The organism is Streptomyces sp. HUAS ZL42, from assembly GCF_040782645.1.
In the GTDB taxonomy this organism is placed as follows: domain Bacteria; phylum Actinomycetota; class Actinomycetes; order Streptomycetales; family Streptomycetaceae; genus Streptomyces.
In genome coordinates this window covers 5,375,380-5,392,585 of record NZ_CP160403.1, presented here as the reverse complement: position 1 = coordinate 5,392,585, position 17,206 = coordinate 5,375,380, and the positions used below count along the sequence as shown (strand labels likewise).

Here is a 17,206-nt window from a genome sequence, read left to right as displayed (position 1 = left end):
GTCCTCTCGAGGTCGTCAGAAGTTGCCCAGTCCGCCGCAGACGTTGAGCGCCTGCGCCGTGATGGAGGCCGCCGTGTCGGAGGCCAGGTAGCCCACCAGGCCGGCCACCTCCTCGGGGGTGGAGTACCGGCCGAGCGGGATCTTGGCCTGGAACTTCTCGAGGATGGCCGCCTCGCTGGTGTCGTACGCGGCGGCGTAGCCCTGCCGCACGCGCTGGGCCATGGGGGTCTCCACGTAACCGGGGCACACCGCGTTGACGGTGATGCCGGTGGGCGCCAGTTCGTTGCCGAGCGCCTTGGTGAACCCGACGACGCCGTGCTTGGAGGCCGAGTACGGCGCACCGAGCACCACGCCCTGCTTTCCGGCCGTGGAGGCGATGTTGATGATCCGGCCGCGGTCCTTGCGCCGCATCCCGCCGGTGTTGAGCACCTCGCGGGTCATCCGGAAGACGCTGTTGAGGTTGGTCTCGATGACGTCCGCCCACAGCTCGTCGTCGATGTCGGCGGTGACGCCGCCTCCGCTGCGGCCCGCGTTGTTGACCAGGACGTCGATGGTCCCGAAGGTGTCGACGGCGGCCCGGACGAAGGCCCGGACGTCGTCGGCGGAACGGACGTCGACGGTCGTGCCCTCGACCTCGAGGCCCTCGAACTGGAGTTCCTTCACGGTCGAGGCGATGTTCTCGGCGTTGCGCGCGCCGATGAACACCTTGTGGCCCTGCCCGGCCAGGAGCCGGGCGGCGGCGAGGCCGATCCCGCTCGTGGCTCCGGTGACCAGGGCGACCCGCTTTTCCTTTTCTGACATGTCTGTCGTCTCCAGTGGTCCGATGTGGGTGGCGAGTGGTGCGGTCCGACGCGGGCCGCCGGGCGATGCCGGGGCACCGCCCGGCGGACGGCCGGGGGTCAGACCAGGGCGGCGAGACCGCTGTTGACGGCGTCGATCAGCAAGCGCGGGGTGTTCGCGATGCTCAGCACCTCCTCGTCGAGCGAGATGCCGTATTCGCGCTCAATGCGGCCGCCGGTCTCCAGCAGGGCCAGGGACTCGTAGCCCAGCTCCTCGAAGTCGGTGTCGAGGATGTCCCCGTCGAGGTTGTAGGAGTCGTCGGCGCCCGCCGCCTCGATGAGGATGCGGCGGAGGTCGTCGAGGGTGAATGCCTGCTCAGCCATGGCGGTTCCTTTTCGGTTCGGCGTGGGTCAGTCGGCCGATCGGACGACGAGTGCGGAGTTGAAGCCCCCCTGGCCGCGCGCCACCACCAGCGCGGTGCGCACCTCGTGGGTGCGGGGGTGGCCGACGACGAGGTCCAGGCCGTACTCGTCGGCCGGGTCGGTGTTCATGGTGGGCGGGATCAGGCCCTCCTCCATCGCGAGGAAGACCGTCGCGAGGTCGAGCGCGCCGGCGGCGGAGTACAGGGCTCCGGTCATCGTCTTGGGCACGGTGACGGGCACCTGACCCCGGCCGAAGACCTCGTTCAGGGCGTCGGCCTCGATCCGGTCCAGCTCGGGGACGGCCGCGCCGTCGGCGAAGACCACGTCCACGTCACCGGCGGCGACGCCGGCGTCCTCCAGGGCGGTCTCGATCGCCCTGCGCAGGGCGGGGGGACGCCCGCTGCCCGGCTTCGGGTCGAACGTGGCGCCGTAGCCGGCGATCTCCCCGTACACCTTCGCGCCGCGCGCACGGGCGACGTCCTCCCGCTCCAGGATGAGGATGGCGCCGCCCTCGCCCGGCACGTGCCCGGAGGCCCGGTGGTCGAACGGAAGATAGGCACCGGCCGGATCGTCGCGGGTGGTGACCCGGCCGCTCGTCATCTGGGCCACCCATCCCCACGGGCACAGGGAGGCGTCGACGGAGCCGGAGACGACCAGGGGCGTGCCCTTGCGGACCTGGCGGCGCGCCTGGGCGACACAGTCCAGACCGCCGGCCTGCTCACTGACGACGACGCCGCTGGGGCCCTTCATGCCGTGGCGGATGGAGATCTGGCCGCTGTTGACGGCGTAGAACCAGGCGAAGGACTGGTACGCGCTGACGTACTCGCTGCCCTGGCTCCACAGCCGTTCCAGCTCGCGCTGGCCGAACTCGAAGCCGCCGGAGGCGCTGGAGGTGACCACTCCCATGTCGAAGGCGGGCAGGTCCTGCGGGCGCACCCCGGCGTCCTCCAGTGCCCAGTCCGCGGCGACGAGCGCGAGCCGGGTCATGCGGTCGGTCTGCGGGAGCAGCCGGCTCGGCAGATGCTCCGCGGCCTCGAACCCGTGGATCTCTCCGGCCAGCTGGGCCGGGTACTGCGTGGGGTCGAAGCGGGAGATCCGCCCGATGCCGCTCTTGCCGACGCGGGCCGCCGACCAGTACTCCTCGGCGCCGAGCCCGTTGGGCGCGACCACGCCCAGGCCGGTCACCACGACTGAGGCGCTCATGCGGCGGTCCTTTCCGGCCGGGCCAGCACCATCGCGCTCTGGAAGCCACCGAAGCCACTGCCGACGGTCAGCACGGCGTCCGTCCTGTGTTCCCGGGCGGTGATGGGCACATAGTCGAGATCGCATTCGGGATCGGGTTCGTGGAGGTTCGCCGTGGGCGGCACCACGTGGTGCGTCATCGCCAGGGTCGACGCGGCGATCTCGATGGCACCGATGGCACCGAGGGAGTGGCCGACCATGGACTTGATGGAGCTCACCGGGGTGTCGTAGGCGTGTCCGCCCAGGCTCTTCTTGAAGGCGGCGGTCTCGTGCCGGTCGTTCTGCTTGGTGCCCGAGCCGTGCGCGTTGATGTAGTCGATCTGCTCCGGGTTCATGTGCGCCTCGTCGAGCGCGACGCGGATCGCCTCGGCCATCTCCGCGCCGTCGGGGCGCAGTCCGGTCATGTGGTAGGCGTTGCTGCGCGTCGCGTATCCGGCGATCTCCGCGTAGATGCGGGCACCCCGCCTGCGGGCGCTCTCCAGCTCCTCCAGCACGAAGAAGGCCGAGCCCTCGCCGAGGACGAACCCGTTGCGGGTGCTGTCGAACGGGCGGGAAGCGCGCTCCGGTTCGTCGTGCCGCGGAGTGGTCGCCCTGATCGCGTCGAAGCACGCCATCGTGATCGGCGAGATCGGGGCGTCGGTGGCGCCCGCGACCATGACGTCGAGGGACCCCTCGCGGATCAGCTCGATGGCGTATCCGATGGAGTCGATGCCCGAGGTGCAGCCCGTGGAGACCACCGCGTTGGCGCCCTCGGCCCCCACGGCCCAGGCCACCTCGGCCGCGAACGAGCTGGGCACCAGGTGGTTGTAGAGGTGCGGAACCGCGTACCGGTGGTCGACCAGGTTCAGCCGCCCGTCGTCGCTGACGACCCGGTACTCCTCGTCGAGACCCATCGTCGCGCCGACCGCCGTGCCGACGGTGACGCCGACGCGGTGCGGGGCGTGGTCCTCCAGGTCGAGGCCGCTGTCGGCGAGGGCGCCGCGGGCGGCCACGACGGCGAACTGACCCGCGCGGTCCAGCCGCCGGATCTCCTGCGGACTCAGTCCGTGCGCCTCGGGATCGAAGTCGATCTCGGCCGCGACCCGGGAACGGAACGGCGACGGGTCGAAGAACGTGATGCCACGGGTCGCCGTACGGCCCTCGCTCAGCAGGGACCAGAACGCGTCGCTGCCCACTCCGCCGGGGGCCAGCACCTCCAGACCCGTGACGACAACGCGCCGGCCGGTCACGAGCTCGCCTCCCAGTGGTAGAAGCGGGTCGCCATGGCGTCGGCCGGCGAGCGCCAGGTCGCCGGGTCGTACGCCTCGATGAACGGCTTCAGGTCGTCACTGATCCGTATGAAGCGCGGGTCCGACTTGGCTTCCTCGATCTGCGCTCCACCGTTGTCCGTGTCGAAGTCCTGGAGGTGGAAGTAGAGCCCGCGGTAGTGAAAGAGCTGACGCCGGCGGGTGCCCATCAGGTGCGGCATCTCGGTGGCGTCGAACGCCTGGAAGAGATCGGCCACTTGGCCGCCCGCACCGGGCTCCATCCTGGCCACGATCAGGTTGCTGTGCATACGATTCTTCTCCAAGTTTTCCAGTCCCGAAAAGGGCATACAAAGCCGTACGGAGGATTGGAGTTCGGCGTCGACGACGGAAAGCGTCGGACGAAAGAGCGGGCATCCGGCCGAGGGAATTCAGCGACAGAGCTCCGGACTCTGACATCCATCTTCTTCGGCAACTTCCCCGGTTTCAAGGGGAATTACTTCAAATCCACGTCCAGAAGTACAGGAAAGTCACTGCGGGGCGTTGCCGTGTTTGCGGGACGGCAGGTCCGCGTGCTTGGCCCGCAGCATGTCGAGGGAGCGGATCAGCACCGAGCGGGTCTCACGCGGGTCGATGACGTCGTCGATCAGTCCGCGCTCGGCCGCGTAGTACGGGTGCATCAACTCGTTCTTGTACTCCTCGATGCGCTGCTCGCGCACCGCGTCCGGGTCCTCCGCGGCGTTGATCTCCCGCCGGAAGATGACGCCCGCGGCACCCTCGGCGCCCATCACCGCGATCTCGTTGGTGGGCCAGGCCAGGGCCAGGTCGGCGCCGATGGACCGGGAGTCCATGACGATGTACGCGCCGCCGTACGCCTTGCGCAGCACCAGCGAGATGCGCGGCACGGTGGCGTTGCAGTACGCGTACAGCAGCTTGGCGCCGCGCCGGATGATGCCGTTGTGCTCCTGGTCCACGCCGGGCAGGAAGCCGGGCACGTCGACCAGGGTGACCAGGGGGATGTTGAACGCATCGCAGAACTGGACGAAACGGGCGCCCTTTTCGGAGGCGTCGATGTCCAGGACCCCGGCCATGGAGGCGGGCTGGTTGGCGACGACGCCCACGACGTGCCCGTCGAGCCGGGCGAACGCGCAGACGATGTTCGTCGCCCAAAGCGGGTGGACCTCGAAGTACTCGCCGTCGTCGACGACTTCCTCGATCACCTTGCGGATGTCGTACGCCTGCCCGGCGGCGGCCGGGACCAGGTCGAGCAGCGCGTCGTTGAGCCGGTCGACGGGGTCGCCGGAGCGCTCGACGGGCGACAGCTCACGGTTGTTGGCGGGCAGCAGCGAGAGCAGATAGCGGACGTCCTCGATGCACTCCTCCTCGTCGTCGTAGGCGAAGTGGGAGACACCCGAGGTGCCCGCGTGGACGTCGGCGCCGCCCAGACCGTTCTGGGTGATCTCCTCACCGGTGACCGCCTTGACGACGTCGGGGCCCGTGATGAACATCTGCGAGGTCTCGCGGACCATGAAGACGAAGTCCGTCAGCGCCGGGGAGTAGGCGGCGCCGCCCGCGCACGGGCCGAGCATCACGGAGATCTGCGGGATGACGCCGGAGGAGCGGGTGTTGCGCTGGAAGATGCCGCCGTAGCCGGCCAGCGCGGTGACGCCCTCCTGGATACGGGCGCCGGCCCCGTCGTTGAGGGAGACCAGCGGGGCGCCCGCCGCCTCGGCCAGGTCCATGATCTTGTGGATCTTCTGGGCGTGGGCCTCGCCGAGTGCGCCGCCGAAGATCCGGAAGTCGTGTGCGTAGACGAAGACGGTGCGGCCGTGGACGGTTCCCCAGCCGGTCACCACGCCGTCGCTGTACGGCCTCTTCTTCTCCAGCCCGAACCCGGTGGCCCGGTGCCGGCGCAGGGGTTCCACCTCGTTGAACGAGCCCTTGTCGAGGAGCAGGGCGATCCGTTCCTGAGCCGTCAGCTTGCCCTTGCCGTGCTGGCGTTCGGTGGCCGCCGGGTCCGGGCCGAGCCGCGCCGTCTCCTTGATCTCGGTCAGCTCGTCGATCCGGGCGCGGATCGTCTCGTGCGGTGTGGCCATGGTGTTCCCCACCTCCGTGGGTCGTCGGACGAGTCGTGTCAGCGGTCGGCTCCGGGCCGGTACAGGCGGATGAAGTCCGCGACACCGGCGGTGACGAGCGCGTCGGTCTCGAAGTCGGCCAGTGGCAGGGCACCGTGGAAGGAGCGCTGGACGACGCCGCCCGCGACCAGCTGGATGAAACGCTCGGCGGCGTGGTCGGAGTCGTCGAAGGCGAGCAGACCCCGGTCGGCGACGCGCTCGAGGCGGCGGGCCAGTTCGCGGGTCGCCTGCCGGGGGCCGGCGGTCCGCCACATCTCGACCACACCGGCCGGCCATGTGGCGATCTCCGCGCCGAGGTGACGGACGATGGCGAAGTGCTCCGGGAAGGCGGCCAGCGGCGTCAGCCAGGCGTGACCCAGCGCGACCAGGTCCTGCTCCAGGTCGTTGATCTCGGCGAGGTGGTTCTCGGCGATGACGGTCAGCGCGGCGGCCACCGAGGCGGCGCCCTCCAGCAGGACGGTGAGCAGCAGGCGCTCCTTGTCCTGGAAGTAGTGCGTGATCGTGGCCTGGTCGAGACCGCACTCCAGAGCGATGTCGGCCACGCCTGCGTGGGTCCAGCCCTCACGGGCGAAGACGGCGCGGGCCGCCCGGACGATGTCCCGGCGCTCCTCCGCCGAACCGGCCTGGACGCGCGCGATGGTTGCTTGCTGCATGGTCATGGTGCGTTCCTCCGTGTGAGGTGCGGATCTGACGGGCATGCGGATCTGCCGCGGGCGCGGAGGCGCCTGCGGGTGCGGGGGCGCCTGCGGTGTGGGGTGACGGGGCGCCCGCGGTGCGGGGGCGCCGCGGGTGCGGGGGCGCCCGCGGTACGTGGTGGCGGGGCGCCCGCGGTGCGGGGGCGCCGCGGGTGCGGGGGCGCCCGCGGTACGTGGTGGCGGGGCGCCCGAGGTGCGGGGGCGCCGCGGGTGCGGGGGCGCGGGGGCGCCCGCCGGTGTCGGGGCCGGCGCGGGAGCGTGCGCAGGGGCGGAGGCGTGAGCTGCGCTCGTGCGGACGACCGCGCTACCGGGCCGGCTTCTCGGCGGGCCGGGTGCCCTGCTCCTCGTACTCCTCGGTGTGCGCGGTCGTGGCGCGGCCGCGGAGCTGGACGAGGAGCACACCGGTGGCGGTGAGAAGCGTGGCCGCGCCGCCCGCCAGCAGGCCGGAGCGTGCGCCGAACCGTTCGCTGAGGGTGCCGACAAGGAGCGCGCCCAAGGGCGTGGTGCCCTGAAGGGTCAGCGTGTAGAGAGCCATGACCCGGCCCCGGTAGGCGGGGTCGGTGCCCAGCTGGATGCGGTGGTTCGCGGCCTGCGCGAAGTAGAGGGAACCGAATCCGGTGCCCAGCAGCAGCACGACGGCCAGCGCATAGGTGGGGGCGAGCCCGGCCGAGGTCTCCAGGGCGCCGAACCCGATGGCCGAGCCGATGACGAGGCCGGCCCGGGGCCGGCCGCGGCGGCCGGTGGTGACGAATGCCGCGAGCAGCGAGCCCGCGGCGAAGGCCGTGGTGAGGAGGCCGAAGTCGAAGGCCTCCGCGTGGAAGACCGTCTTGGCGAGCAGCGGCAGGGTGAGCTGGAAGTTGAAGCCCAGCATGCCGACGACGGCCACCAGGACCATCGGCAGCAGCAGGTCGGGGCGGGCCGCCACATGCCGTAAACCGTCCATGACGGGCGCCCGCGGAGGCCGCCGTTCCTCGCGGTGCAGCTCCGCCGGTCGCATCGCACGCAGCGCGACGACGGTCGCCAGATAGCTCACCGCGTTCAGGAGCATCACGGTCGCCGTGCCGAACCAGCCGATCAGCAGGCCGGCCAGCGCGGGGCCGGCCACGCGCGCGCAGTTGAAGTACGCGGCGCTCAGCGCGGACGCGTTGGGCAGCAGGTCGGCGCCGACGAGTTCACTGACGAAGGACATCCGGGTGGGCACTTCGACCGCGTTGACGACGCCGAGCCCGAGGGCGAAGAGACAGACGTGCCACAGCGTGGCGCCGCCGGTCAGCACGAGGACGCCGAGGAGCAGGGACAGTGCGCCCGAGGCGAGGTTCGCGGCGATCAGCAGACGGCGTTTGTCGTGACGGTCGGCGAGGCCGCCCGCGTAGAGGGTGAGCAGCAGCAGGGGCGCGAACTGAAGGGCGGTCACCAGGCCCAGGGCGGTCCCGGAGTCACCGGTCAGGGAGAGCACGAGCCAGTCCTGTGCGACGACCATCATCCAGGTGCCGGCGACGGAGACGAGCTGTCCTGCCGCGAACAGCCGGAAATTGCGGACGGTCAGGGACTGGAACGTGCCGGCGAAGGGAGATCTCATCTCGTCCTTGGGCTCGGGCGCACGACGGGGGACTCTGCCTCAGATCCTCTTCGGTCCCGGGTCGGCCGGTCAATGAATCCGATGTCAGATCTCAGTCAATCCTTGTCATGGGAAGTCCATTTCGCAGCCGGACGTGAATCTACGTCAGGAACCGGAAAAGTATATTCGAGAATTCATGGAATTCCGTCACGTATCACAGGTGACATCCTCCGGCTCTTGCCGCCCGGAGAATTCCCGAAATAGCGTTCCCACATCCGTAGGCGACCACAAGTAGGAGTTGCGGTGACCCAGGGGAACATCCGTATGCCCGTGGTGACGACAGCCTGTGCCGGAGCCGGCTGCGTCCGTCGTGAGGCCGGCGGCCGGGCCCGCCGCCTCGCAGCCCCCGGCAGCCGGCTGTGCCCGGCGTGCCACGAACACCTGGTGCGGGACCTCGGCCGGCTGCCGGAGCTGTACGAGGAATGCGCAACCCACCTCGGTGGAGGGAGCGAGCGGAGCGTGGAGAGGACGACCGGCGGCCCGCTGCCCGGCATGCCCTTCAACTCCCGGGCGGCCGACGTACGTTCCTCGATCACGGAAGTGCTCAGTTCGTGGGCGACCGTGGTCCTGGAGGAGCGCGGCCTGTCCGGTCCGCGGCGGGCCGTCGCCCCGCTCGCGCGGTTCCTCGCCCGGCACAGCGACTGGCTCGCCGCACACGACGCCGCCGGTGACGTCTCCGCCGAGGTGGCGCGGCTGGTCCGCGGGGCGTACGACGTGATCGACCCCGCGAGGAGCCGGCGCATCCCGGTGGGCGATTGTGTGGAACCGGGCTGCTCCGGCGGGCTCACCGCGGTCGTACGGCCCCGGCAGCCGCAGTTGCCGGCCACGATCACTTGTACGGCGGACACCTCCCACCACTGGGTCGGGCACGAGTGGCTCCAGCTCAGCCGCCGGATCGGCGCGGCCGCCGCCTCGGCACCGGCCGACGGGGAGGAACCGGCTGACGCAGGGGCATCGAACGCCGCCCCTCAAGAGGTGCGCTGGGTGACCGCCGCGGACATAGCCCGGCTGTGGGGCATGCCGGCGGGCAGCGTCTACCGGCATGCCAGCACACAGAAGTGGCGCCGCCGCAGCGAGTCCGGACGGACGTACTACCACGCGGCGGACGTCTACGAGACGCTCGAGCGCCGAGCGAACGCGGCATAGACAGCACGGGGATCACACACCTCCCGTACGGCTGAGGGCTCCCGGCAGATCGCCGGGAGCCCTCAGGGCCTGTCCGTACGCCGGTCGAGGTCAGTCCTTGATCTCGCAGATCGGGGCGCCGGAGGTGAGGGACGCGCCGACCTCGGCGCTGAGGCCCTTGATGGTGCCGGACTTGTGCGCGTTGAGGGGCTGTTCCATCTTCATGGCCTCGAGGACGACGACCAGGTCGCCCTCTGTGACCTCCTGGCCCTCCTCGACGGCGACCTTGACGATGGTGCCCTGCATGGGGGAGGCGAGGGTGTCGCCGGAGGCGACCGGTCCGGACTTCTTGGCCGCGGGGCGCTTGGGCTTGGCGCCGGCCGCGAGGCCGGTGCGGGCCAGGGTCATGCCCAGCGAGGCGGGGAGGGAGACCTCCAGGCGCTTGCCGCCGACTTCGACCACGACCGTCTCGCGGCCCGTGTCCTCGTCCGTCTCCGCGGCGTCGGCGGGGGCGGTGAAGGGCTTGATGTCGTTGACGAACTCGGTCTCGATCCAGCGGGTGTGGACGGTGAAGGGGTCCTGGCTGCCGGTCAGTTCCGGCGCGAACGCGGGGTCGGTGACGACCTTGCGGTGGAAGGGGATGGCGGTGGCCATGCCCTCGACCTGGAACTCCTGCAGTGCGCGGGCGGCGCGCTGCAGGGCCTGTTCACGGGTGGCGCCGGTGACGATCAGCTTGGCCAGCAGGGAGTCCCAGGCGGGGCCGATGACGCTGCCGGACTCCACGCCGGCGTCCAGGCGCACGCCCGGGCCGGTGGGCGCGGTGAAGGCGGTGACGGTGCCGGGGGCGGGCAAAAAGCCCCGGCCGGGGTCCTCGCCGTTGATGCGGAACTCGATGGAGTGGCCGCGCAGCCGCGGGTCGCCGTAGCCGAGTTCTTCGCCGTCGGCGATGCGGAACATCTCGCGCACCAGGTCGATGCCGGCGACCTCCTCGGTGACCGGGTGCTCGACCTGCAGACGGGTGTTGACCTCGAGGAAGGAGATGGTGCCGTCCGCGCCGACGAGGAACTCCACGGTGCCGGCCCCGACGTAGCCGGCCTCCTTCAGGATGGCCTTGGAGGCGGAGTACAGCTGGTCGACCTGCGCCTCGGACAGGAACGGTGCCGGGGCCTCCTCGACCAGTTTCTGGTGCCGGCGCTGCAGCGAGCAGTCCCGGGTGGAGACGACCACGACGTTGCCGTGGGAGTCGGCCAGGCACTGTGTCTCCACGTGCCGGGGCTTGTCGAGGTAGCGCTCGACGAAGCACTCGCCGCGCCCGAACGCGGCGACGGCCTCGCGGACGGCCGACTCGTACAGCTCGGGCACTTCTTCCAGGGTGCGGGCGACCTTCAGGCCGCGCCCGCCGCCGCCGAAGGCGGCCTTGATGGCGATCGGCAGGCCGTGCTCGCGGGCGAAGGCGACGACCTCCTCGGCACCGGAGACGGGGTCGGGGGTGCCGGCCACCAGCGGGGCTCCGGCGCGCTGGGCGATGTGCCGGGCGGCGACCTTGTCACCGAGGTCGCGGATGGCCTGCGGGGGCGGGCCGATCCAGATCAGACCGGCGTCCAAAACGGCCTGGGCGAAGTCGGCGTTCTCCGACAGGAAGCCGTAGCCGGGATGGATGGCGTCCGCGCCGGACTCGCGTGCCGCCTTCAGCACCTTGTCGATGTCCAGGTAGCTGGTGGCCGGGGTGTCACCGCCCAGAGCGAACCCCTCATCCGCCGCGCGGACATGCGACGCGTCCCGGTCCGGGTCGGCGTAGACGGCCACGCTCGCGATCCCGGCATCCCGGCACGCCCGGGCCACCCGGACAGCGATTTCGCCACGGTTGGCGATCAACACCTTGCGCACGATGCCTCACTTCTGCTGAGAGAACGGATACTTCCGGCCAGCCTCCCCAGCAGCCGCTACAGCGTTCAAGGCACCTTGCTACAAACCTTGGTGAAGCAGCGCGGGTCGGTCCCGTCGCGGAGGCACACGTCGAAGCGCGTACCTCCACAGCGGAGTTCAGTGCGAGGACGTGCTCACCAGGCGTACGCCTCGGGCGCGGGCTTGGCCCCGTTCGGACCGGGCGGCGGGAACAGCTGGTCCAGCCTTGCCAGCGTGGAGTCGTCGAGCCTGATCGTGAGTGCGCGCAGCGAGCTGTCCAGCTGGTCGGCCGTCCGCGGCCCGATGATGGGCCCGGTCACCCCGTCCTGCGCCAGCAGCCACGCCAGTCCGACGTGGGCCGGGTCCTCTCCGATGTCGGCGCACAGCTTCTCGTACGCCTCGATGGTCTCGCGGTGCTGGGCGAGCACGCCTACGGAACGTCCCGTGCTGCCCCGCGAGGCGTTGCCCTCCTTCTGCTTGCGCAGGACGCCGCCGAGGACGCCGCCGTGCAGCGGCCCCCACGGGATCACGCCCAGTCCGTAGTGCCGCGCGGCGGGCAGCACCTCCAGCTCGATCCAGCGGGTCATCAGGTTGTACATCGACTGTTCGCTGACCAGGCCGAGGAAGTGCCGCGACCGCGCGGCCTCCTGCGCCTGCGCGATGTGCCAGCCCGCGAAATTGGACGAGCCGAAGTACAGCACCTTGCCCTGCTGACGCAGGACGCTGAACGCCTCCCAGATCTCCTCCCACGGTGTGTCCCGGTCGACGTGGTGCATCTGGTACACGTCGATGTGGTCGGTCTGGAGGCGCTTGAGCGACGCCTCGCACGCGCGCCGGATGTTCAGCGCGGACAGGAATCCTTCGTTGGGCCAACTGCCCGTGGGGATGTAGACCTTGGTGGCCAGCACGGTCTTCTCGCGCCGGCCGCCGCCGGAGGCGAACCACCTGCCCATGATCTGTTCGGTGGAGGTCTCGCCCGGCCTCGTGCCGTAGACGTTCGCCGTGTCGAAGAAGTTGATGCCGTGCTCGTGCGCACGGTTCATGATCGCGTGACTGTCCGCTTCGGAGGTCTGGGTCCCGAAGTTCATCGTGCCGAGCACGAGTCGGGACACGGAGAGCCCGCTGCGGCCGAGCTTGGTGTATTCCATGGGTGCCAATCCTTGAGATGGTGCTGAATCGGGAACGGTTCAGGCTGCCGCCCGGACCGGGTACCACGCCTTCATGCGGGCGAAGTCCACGTCCCATACCCGGCCGGGCACGCGGCCCAGGTCGGCCCAGATCGACGTGCTGTCGAACCAGTGGTCGGTGGCCAGCATGTCCAGCGCGTGGGCGGCGACACCGTTCTCCGTCATACGGCCGCGGGCCTGTGCGATCCCCACGTCGTGTCGTGCCGGAGGCGGTGCCATGCAGCCGGCCACGGCGTGCAGCAGTGCGGAGGCCGGGGCCGGGGCCGGATACGCCGCGTGGTAGACGGATGCCGACAGGCTCTCGCTCGGGGCCCGGCCGGCCTCCACCAGCAGCGCGGCGAGTTCGTCCACGGCGATGACGGAGTGCTTGGCGTTCCACCGTGTCGGCGTGCCCCCCAGCGCCCGCAGCAGCTGGGCGAGTCCGGGGACGACCCAGTCGTCGCCACGGCCGTACACCAGATGCGGACGCACGACGATCCCACCGACGGCCAGTACGGCGTCCTCGGCCACGGCCCGCGTCCGCGACGTCGGCGACAGGGGATTGCGCATGAGCTGCTCGGGGCGGGCGCACCGGAACGTGCCGCGCCCGTACACGGCGGCGGTGCTGAGGTACACGATGCGGCGCACCCCGGCACGCCGTGCCTCGGCGACCAGCGCGGCGGTCCCACGGGCGTTGACGGCATGGTTGGCCTCGGACGTCCCGCCGATCTGCGAGGCGCAGTGCAGCAGGACGTCGACTCCGTCGCAGAGCCCGTGCAGCGAGTCCGGGTCCGTCAGGTCCGCACGCACGGTCCGGACGGGCCCGGCGACGGGTTGCGCCGGCGGCCTGCGGTACGAGGTCAGGGTCAACTCCCCGCCGCGGCGGGCGGCTTCGCGGACGACATGGGTGCCCACGAAGCCGGCCGCCCCAGTGATCATGGTGTTCACCTGCTGCGGGTCCGCAGCGTGAGACGGGCGGAGAAGACGGTCTCGTCGCGCTGTATCCCTCGCACCCGCACCAGTACGTCGCCCGCGTCGTCGACGCCGACCGGGCTCGCCTCGATGTAGCAGGGCTCGTCGAGTTCGGCGTACCGGTCGAAGGAGCTCTCCAGGTCGAGCACAAGGCCGTCGGCCATGCCGGTCGCGGCGTGGGCGGCCTGCCGGGCCGCCTCCAGGAGCACCATGCCCGGCACATGGTCGACGGGGTGGTCGAAGAAGATCGGGTGGTTGCAGTCGACGCGGAGTTCCCATCGGTCGCCGGATCCGCGCAAGTCCTCGGAGAGGACCACGTGTTCCGCGCCCGCACGGCCGACCCGCGCCGGGTCGATCGGACGCCCGGGGAGGCGGTCGGCGCAGGTGGGGCGCTCGCCTCGCAGTCGTTTGTAGACGCTGGGCCCCGTGCAGTTGAAGGCCGCTTCGGCGGTGGCCAGGGCCACGCCGTCGACCGTCGCGGTCACCTCGTAGCGCATACCGGCGAGGCTCTTCCCCCGGCGGACGATGTCGTGGCACACCGTGTGGAGTTCGACCTCGGTCGGGGCGGGCGTCGCGACGAACAGATCCGTCGTGGCGGTGAACCCTATGGACCGCATGAGGAACTGGTGCCCGAAGGGGACCTCGAACTCGGCGTGCGCGAGCAGCGACCCTATCTGCCGAACCGATTCGACCAGCAGCATCGGGTCCTGGTAGCCGCCCGACTGGGCGAACAGGGCGTGGCCGCGCGGCCACTGGGCCCGCACCACGAAGGCATCGGGCTGAGATGCCGCCCGCCAACCGGTGAGCAGGACCTCGGAGACCGCGGCGCGGTGAACGTACTGGCGCGGGACGATCGTGGTGAGTCCGGAATGTGCGTAGTCGAGCGTTGCGGTCATGCTTGTGCGCTCCCGTCTGTTTTTGAGCAGGGAGGAGCTGGTTGCTGCATGCGCAGCGGCCCCCCGTCGACCAATCCATAAGATACAGACAGGTCTGTTGGGTAAATCAAGCAAAACTTTAGTGCGGCACGAGTTCAGCAGGTGGCGCGCCCAGGATGTGGCGGGCAACACACCCCGTCCGTGATCGCTGCATCACACAACGACATCAGACGAACAGGCAGCTTTGCCTGTTCTTGCCAATAAGGACGCCGGACGCCTCTGCCATCCAGAGCCCGAAACGGGCCTTCGCATATCCGGCATAGTCAACGTCCTACCAGGTCAGACCCCATCAAGCCGCTGCGAGGCCCACCAACCGAGCACACATTGACAATCAGACAAGTCTGTTTGGTATGTTCGCAGGGCACCTGGATTTCCACTTGAGCATCTGGCAGGGCAGTCGGTGAGGCCCGAGTACAGGGGGAACAGATGAACCGGCAGGTAGCAGACATAACCGAGTCCCACTCCGCGCGGCACCACCCCGCGCCCCAGCACTCCCACCCGGCCGCACCGCGGCTGCACGTCCCGGTCGAGCACCCGGCACTGCGCATCCTCGTCGTGGAGAACGAGGAGCGCTCCGCCAAAGCCCTGGTCCAGGACCTGATACGGCGGGGATATCGCGCCGACAGCGTGGCCACCGGGAGCCAGGCGCTCCAGGTCCACCACCAGGCCGACCTGATCCTGCTCGACCTCGACCTGACCGACCTGGACGGCCTGGAGGTCTGCCGGGGCATCCGGGCGATGAGCGACACCCCGATCATCGCCGTCACCGAGCGCGGGAGCGAACTCGACCGCGTACTCGGGCTCCAGGCCGGCTCGGACGACTACATGGTCAAGCCGTACGGATTCCACGAACTGCTGGCCCGCATCGGAGCCGTGATGCGCCGGGTCCGGCCCTCCCAGACGGCCCGGACCATCGAACACGGTCCGCTGCGCATCGACGCGGTGACCCGCAAGGTCACGCTGCACGGACGTCCGGTGGACCTCACCCGCAAGGAGTTCGACCTGCTGCACATGCTCGCGATGCAGCCGGGTGCCGTCGTGTCCCGGCGGCAGCTGATGACCCAGGTCTGGGACGACGCCTGGTCGCACAAGGGCCGCACCATCGACACACACGTCAGCAGCCTGCGCGGCAAACTGGGGTCCAGCGACTGGATCGTGACGGTCCGCGGCGTCGGCTTCCGCCTGGGCAACCCGTGAGCGGGAACGATGCGCCCCGGTGCCGGAACACCCGGACACCGGGCGCGGACGACGCAGCCACCCACCGGAATCGCGCCTTCCGCCGGGTGTGCACTGCCCTGACCAGCCTTCCACGTGCCGTAGTATGCAGACAGGTCGGTATAGTTTGGCCTTTCGGCGAGTGCAAGGATCAGGTATGGCGAAGCAGGAACGCGGAACGCGATCGCGGCGGGCGATTCTGGAGGCTGCCGCCGAGGTGTTCGACCTCCGCGGATTCGACGCCGCAAGCACCAACGAGATCCTCGCTCGCAGCGGCCTGACCCGTGGGGCCCTGTATCACCACTTCCCCTCCAAGGAAGCGATCGCAGTGGCGCTGCTCGACGCGCACAACGAGGCCCTCGTCGTCCCCGAGCACGACACCAAGATGCAGGGGATCATCGACCTGACCTTCGCCTTCGCCGGCCAGCTCCAGCGCGACCCGGTCCTGCGCGCCAGCGTGCGCCTGGCCGTGGAGAAGACGTCGTTCCCCCGCCCCCTCAACACGCCCTACGACCAGTCCAGCGCGGCCATCCGCGAACTGCTGGAGCAGGCCGGGGAACGGGGCGAGATCCTGCCGGGCCTGAATCTGAACGAGGCCACCACCGTGATCGTCGGCGCGTTCACCGGCATGCAGGTGATGTCGCAGGTCTACACCAACCGCCAGGACCTGCCCGAGCGCATCACGACGATGTGGCGACTCCTGCTGCCGGGCATGGTCACCCCCGGCATGATCGGCCACCTGCGCATCACCCCGCCGCCGGCGCGCGCCACCGTCGACGAGATCGCGTCCGCCGACGCGTAGGGCCTGTCCGGCGGATCACGCCGCGGACGAGGAGCCTCACCGCACGCCGCAGACGAGGAGCCTCACCGCACGCCGCCCCCGGTTCACGCCCGCTGCGCCTCCGTGAACAGCGGCAGCAGCATGTCCCAGATGCGCTTGACCTTCCCGGGGTCCCACCAGGCCGCGTCGGTGTGCCCGAGGGACTCCAGTCCCGCGGTGACCACCACCGCCAGATCCGCCAGCACCTGCTGGTCGGGGCTGTCGGGGGCTTCCGCGAGGATCCGGTCGCGCAGCCGACCCAGCACCTCCTCCCGCAGCCGGGGCGGATCGTCGGTGCCGTCGACCGCCAACCGCAGCCCCGCACGCACCAGTTGATCCTCTGTCAGTGCTTTCTTCAGGGCGATGCTGAAGCGCGCCGGCGCATCCGCGCCCGGGCTCGCGAGGGTGTCCTCGGCCAGCGCGAGGACGCGGTCCTGAGCCTGCGTGTAGACCTCGGCCACCAACTCCGCGATGGACGGGAAGTGGTGGTACAGCGCGCCGCGGCTCACCCCGGCGGTGTTGCAGATGTTGACCAGCCCCGCGTCGGCGAGCCGACCGTTCGCGATGAGTTCCACGGCGGCACGCACGAGTGCCTCACGGGTCGACTGCGACCGCTTCTGCATCGCGCATGCCCCTTGTTCAGTACGACGACACGACTATCTCCCCGAACCATACAACCGTGCCTGTTTTGATGGACAGCTCCTTGACGGACACTTGCAGGAACTCACAGAGAACCCCGCCACCACAACACAACGATCAGCCAATTCCCGGGTCACGGAACCCTTGGCTCCCCAAACACCTCCAGTCGAACCCGTTGACGAACAGACAGGTCTGTTTGTTAACTTGACCCGTCAACCACCGCCCGGCCACTCCGCAGGCATCGAGCCGGTTGATTTCAGCACCCAACCCGTTTCTGATACAGCGTCAGTTCT

The 17,206-nt window shown here is 70.1% G+C and carries 16 protein-coding genes; 3 read left to right on the top strand and 13 right to left on the bottom strand.

Annotated elements, in window-relative coordinates; translation table 11 throughout:
* Positions 1 to 15 precede the first annotated feature (15 nt).
* The 8 genes from fabG to ABZO29_RS24855 form a co-directional block, all read right to left on the bottom strand.
* Positions 16 to 801 (bottom strand): 3-oxoacyl-ACP reductase FabG, encoded by a 786-nt coding sequence (gene fabG / locus ABZO29_RS24890; RefSeq protein ID WP_367322391.1) that lies wholly within the window; start codon positions 799 to 801, stop codon positions 16 to 18.
* A 98-nt stretch (positions 802 to 899) separates the two neighbouring features.
* Positions 900 to 1,163, bottom strand: a complete 264-nt coding sequence (locus tag ABZO29_RS24885) for an acyl carrier protein (RefSeq protein WP_367322390.1) — start codon at positions 1,161 to 1,163, stop codon at positions 900 to 902.
* Positions 1,164 to 1,190: 27 nt separating this feature from the next.
* The gene (locus tag ABZO29_RS24880; protein ID WP_367322389.1) at positions 1,191 to 2,405 is read right to left on the bottom strand and encodes a ketosynthase chain-length factor; all 1,215 of its coding nucleotides are present in this window, start codon (positions 2,403 to 2,405) and stop codon (positions 1,191 to 1,193) included.
* Complete coding sequence (locus ABZO29_RS24875) at positions 2,402 to 3,673, bottom strand: beta-ketoacyl synthase (RefSeq protein ID WP_367322388.1); 1,272 nt, start codon at positions 3,671 to 3,673, stop codon at positions 2,402 to 2,404. The genes ABZO29_RS24880 and ABZO29_RS24875 overlap by 4 nt, the downstream gene beginning before the upstream one ends.
* The gene (locus ABZO29_RS24870; RefSeq protein ID WP_367322387.1) at positions 3,670 to 3,999 is read right to left on the bottom strand and encodes a TcmI family type II polyketide cyclase; all 330 of its coding nucleotides are present in this window, start codon (positions 3,997 to 3,999) and stop codon (positions 3,670 to 3,672) included. Before ABZO29_RS24870 ends, ABZO29_RS24875 begins: the two co-directional genes overlap by 4 nt.
* Before the next feature lie 219 nt (positions 4,000 to 4,218).
* Positions 4,219 to 5,784, bottom strand: a complete 1,566-nt coding sequence (locus ABZO29_RS24865; RefSeq protein WP_367322386.1) for an acyl-CoA carboxylase subunit beta — start codon at positions 5,782 to 5,784, stop codon at positions 4,219 to 4,221.
* A gap of 38 nt (positions 5,785 to 5,822) precedes the next feature.
* Complete coding sequence (locus ABZO29_RS24860; RefSeq protein WP_367322385.1) at positions 5,823 to 6,482, bottom strand: TetR/AcrR family transcriptional regulator; 660 nt, start codon at positions 6,480 to 6,482, stop codon at positions 5,823 to 5,825.
* A gap of 340 nt (positions 6,483 to 6,822) precedes the next feature.
* Complete coding sequence (locus ABZO29_RS24855; protein ID WP_367322384.1) at positions 6,823 to 8,097, bottom strand: MFS transporter; 1,275 nt, start codon at positions 8,095 to 8,097, stop codon at positions 6,823 to 6,825.
* Between the two features lie 282 nt (positions 8,098 to 8,379).
* On the opposite strand from ABZO29_RS24855, the gene ABZO29_RS24850 reads away from it, so the two are divergent.
* Positions 8,380 to 9,282 carry a hypothetical protein gene (locus ABZO29_RS24850; RefSeq protein ID WP_367322383.1) on the top strand — a complete coding sequence of 301 codons (903 nt, stop codon included), beginning with the start codon at positions 8,380 to 8,382 and terminating at the stop codon, positions 9,280 to 9,282.
* Positions 9,283 to 9,372: 90 nt separating this feature from the next.
* Here ABZO29_RS24850 and ABZO29_RS24845 read toward each other — a convergent pair whose 3' ends face one another.
* The 4 genes from ABZO29_RS24845 to ABZO29_RS24830 form a co-directional block, all read right to left on the bottom strand.
* Positions 9,373 to 11,148 carry a biotin carboxylase N-terminal domain-containing protein gene (locus ABZO29_RS24845; protein WP_367322382.1) on the bottom strand — a complete coding sequence of 592 codons (1,776 nt, stop codon included), beginning with the start codon at positions 11,146 to 11,148 and terminating at the stop codon, positions 9,373 to 9,375.
* Between the two features lie 173 nt (positions 11,149 to 11,321).
* Entirely contained in the window at positions 11,322 to 12,314 is a 993-nt protein-coding gene (locus ABZO29_RS24840; protein ID WP_367322381.1) for an aldo/keto reductase, read from the bottom strand.
* A gap of 39 nt (positions 12,315 to 12,353) precedes the next feature.
* Entirely contained in the window at positions 12,354 to 13,271 is a 918-nt protein-coding gene (locus ABZO29_RS24835) for an NAD-dependent epimerase/dehydratase family protein (protein ID WP_367322380.1), read from the bottom strand.
* A 5-nt stretch (positions 13,272 to 13,276) separates the two neighbouring features.
* Complete coding sequence (locus ABZO29_RS24830; RefSeq protein WP_367322379.1) at positions 13,277 to 14,200, bottom strand: ScbA/BarX family gamma-butyrolactone biosynthesis protein; 924 nt, start codon at positions 14,198 to 14,200, stop codon at positions 13,277 to 13,279.
* Between the two features lie 465 nt (positions 14,201 to 14,665).
* Here ABZO29_RS24830 and ABZO29_RS24825 point away from each other — a divergent pair, with 465 nt between their 5' ends.
* Positions 14,666 to 15,436 (top strand): response regulator transcription factor, encoded by a 771-nt coding sequence (locus ABZO29_RS24825; protein ID WP_367322378.1) that lies wholly within the window; start codon positions 14,666 to 14,668, stop codon positions 15,434 to 15,436.
* 175 nt (positions 15,437 to 15,611) lie between these two features.
* Entirely contained in the window at positions 15,612 to 16,256 is a 645-nt protein-coding gene (locus ABZO29_RS24820; RefSeq protein WP_367322377.1) for a ScbR family autoregulator-binding transcription factor, read from the top strand.
* 83 nt (positions 16,257 to 16,339) lie between these two features.
* Here the strand turns inward: ABZO29_RS24820 and ABZO29_RS24815 are convergent, their stop codons facing one another.
* Positions 16,340 to 16,897 (bottom strand): TetR family transcriptional regulator, encoded by a 558-nt coding sequence (locus ABZO29_RS24815; RefSeq protein WP_367322376.1) that lies wholly within the window; start codon positions 16,895 to 16,897, stop codon positions 16,340 to 16,342.
* Positions 16,898 to 17,206 lie beyond the last annotated feature (309 nt).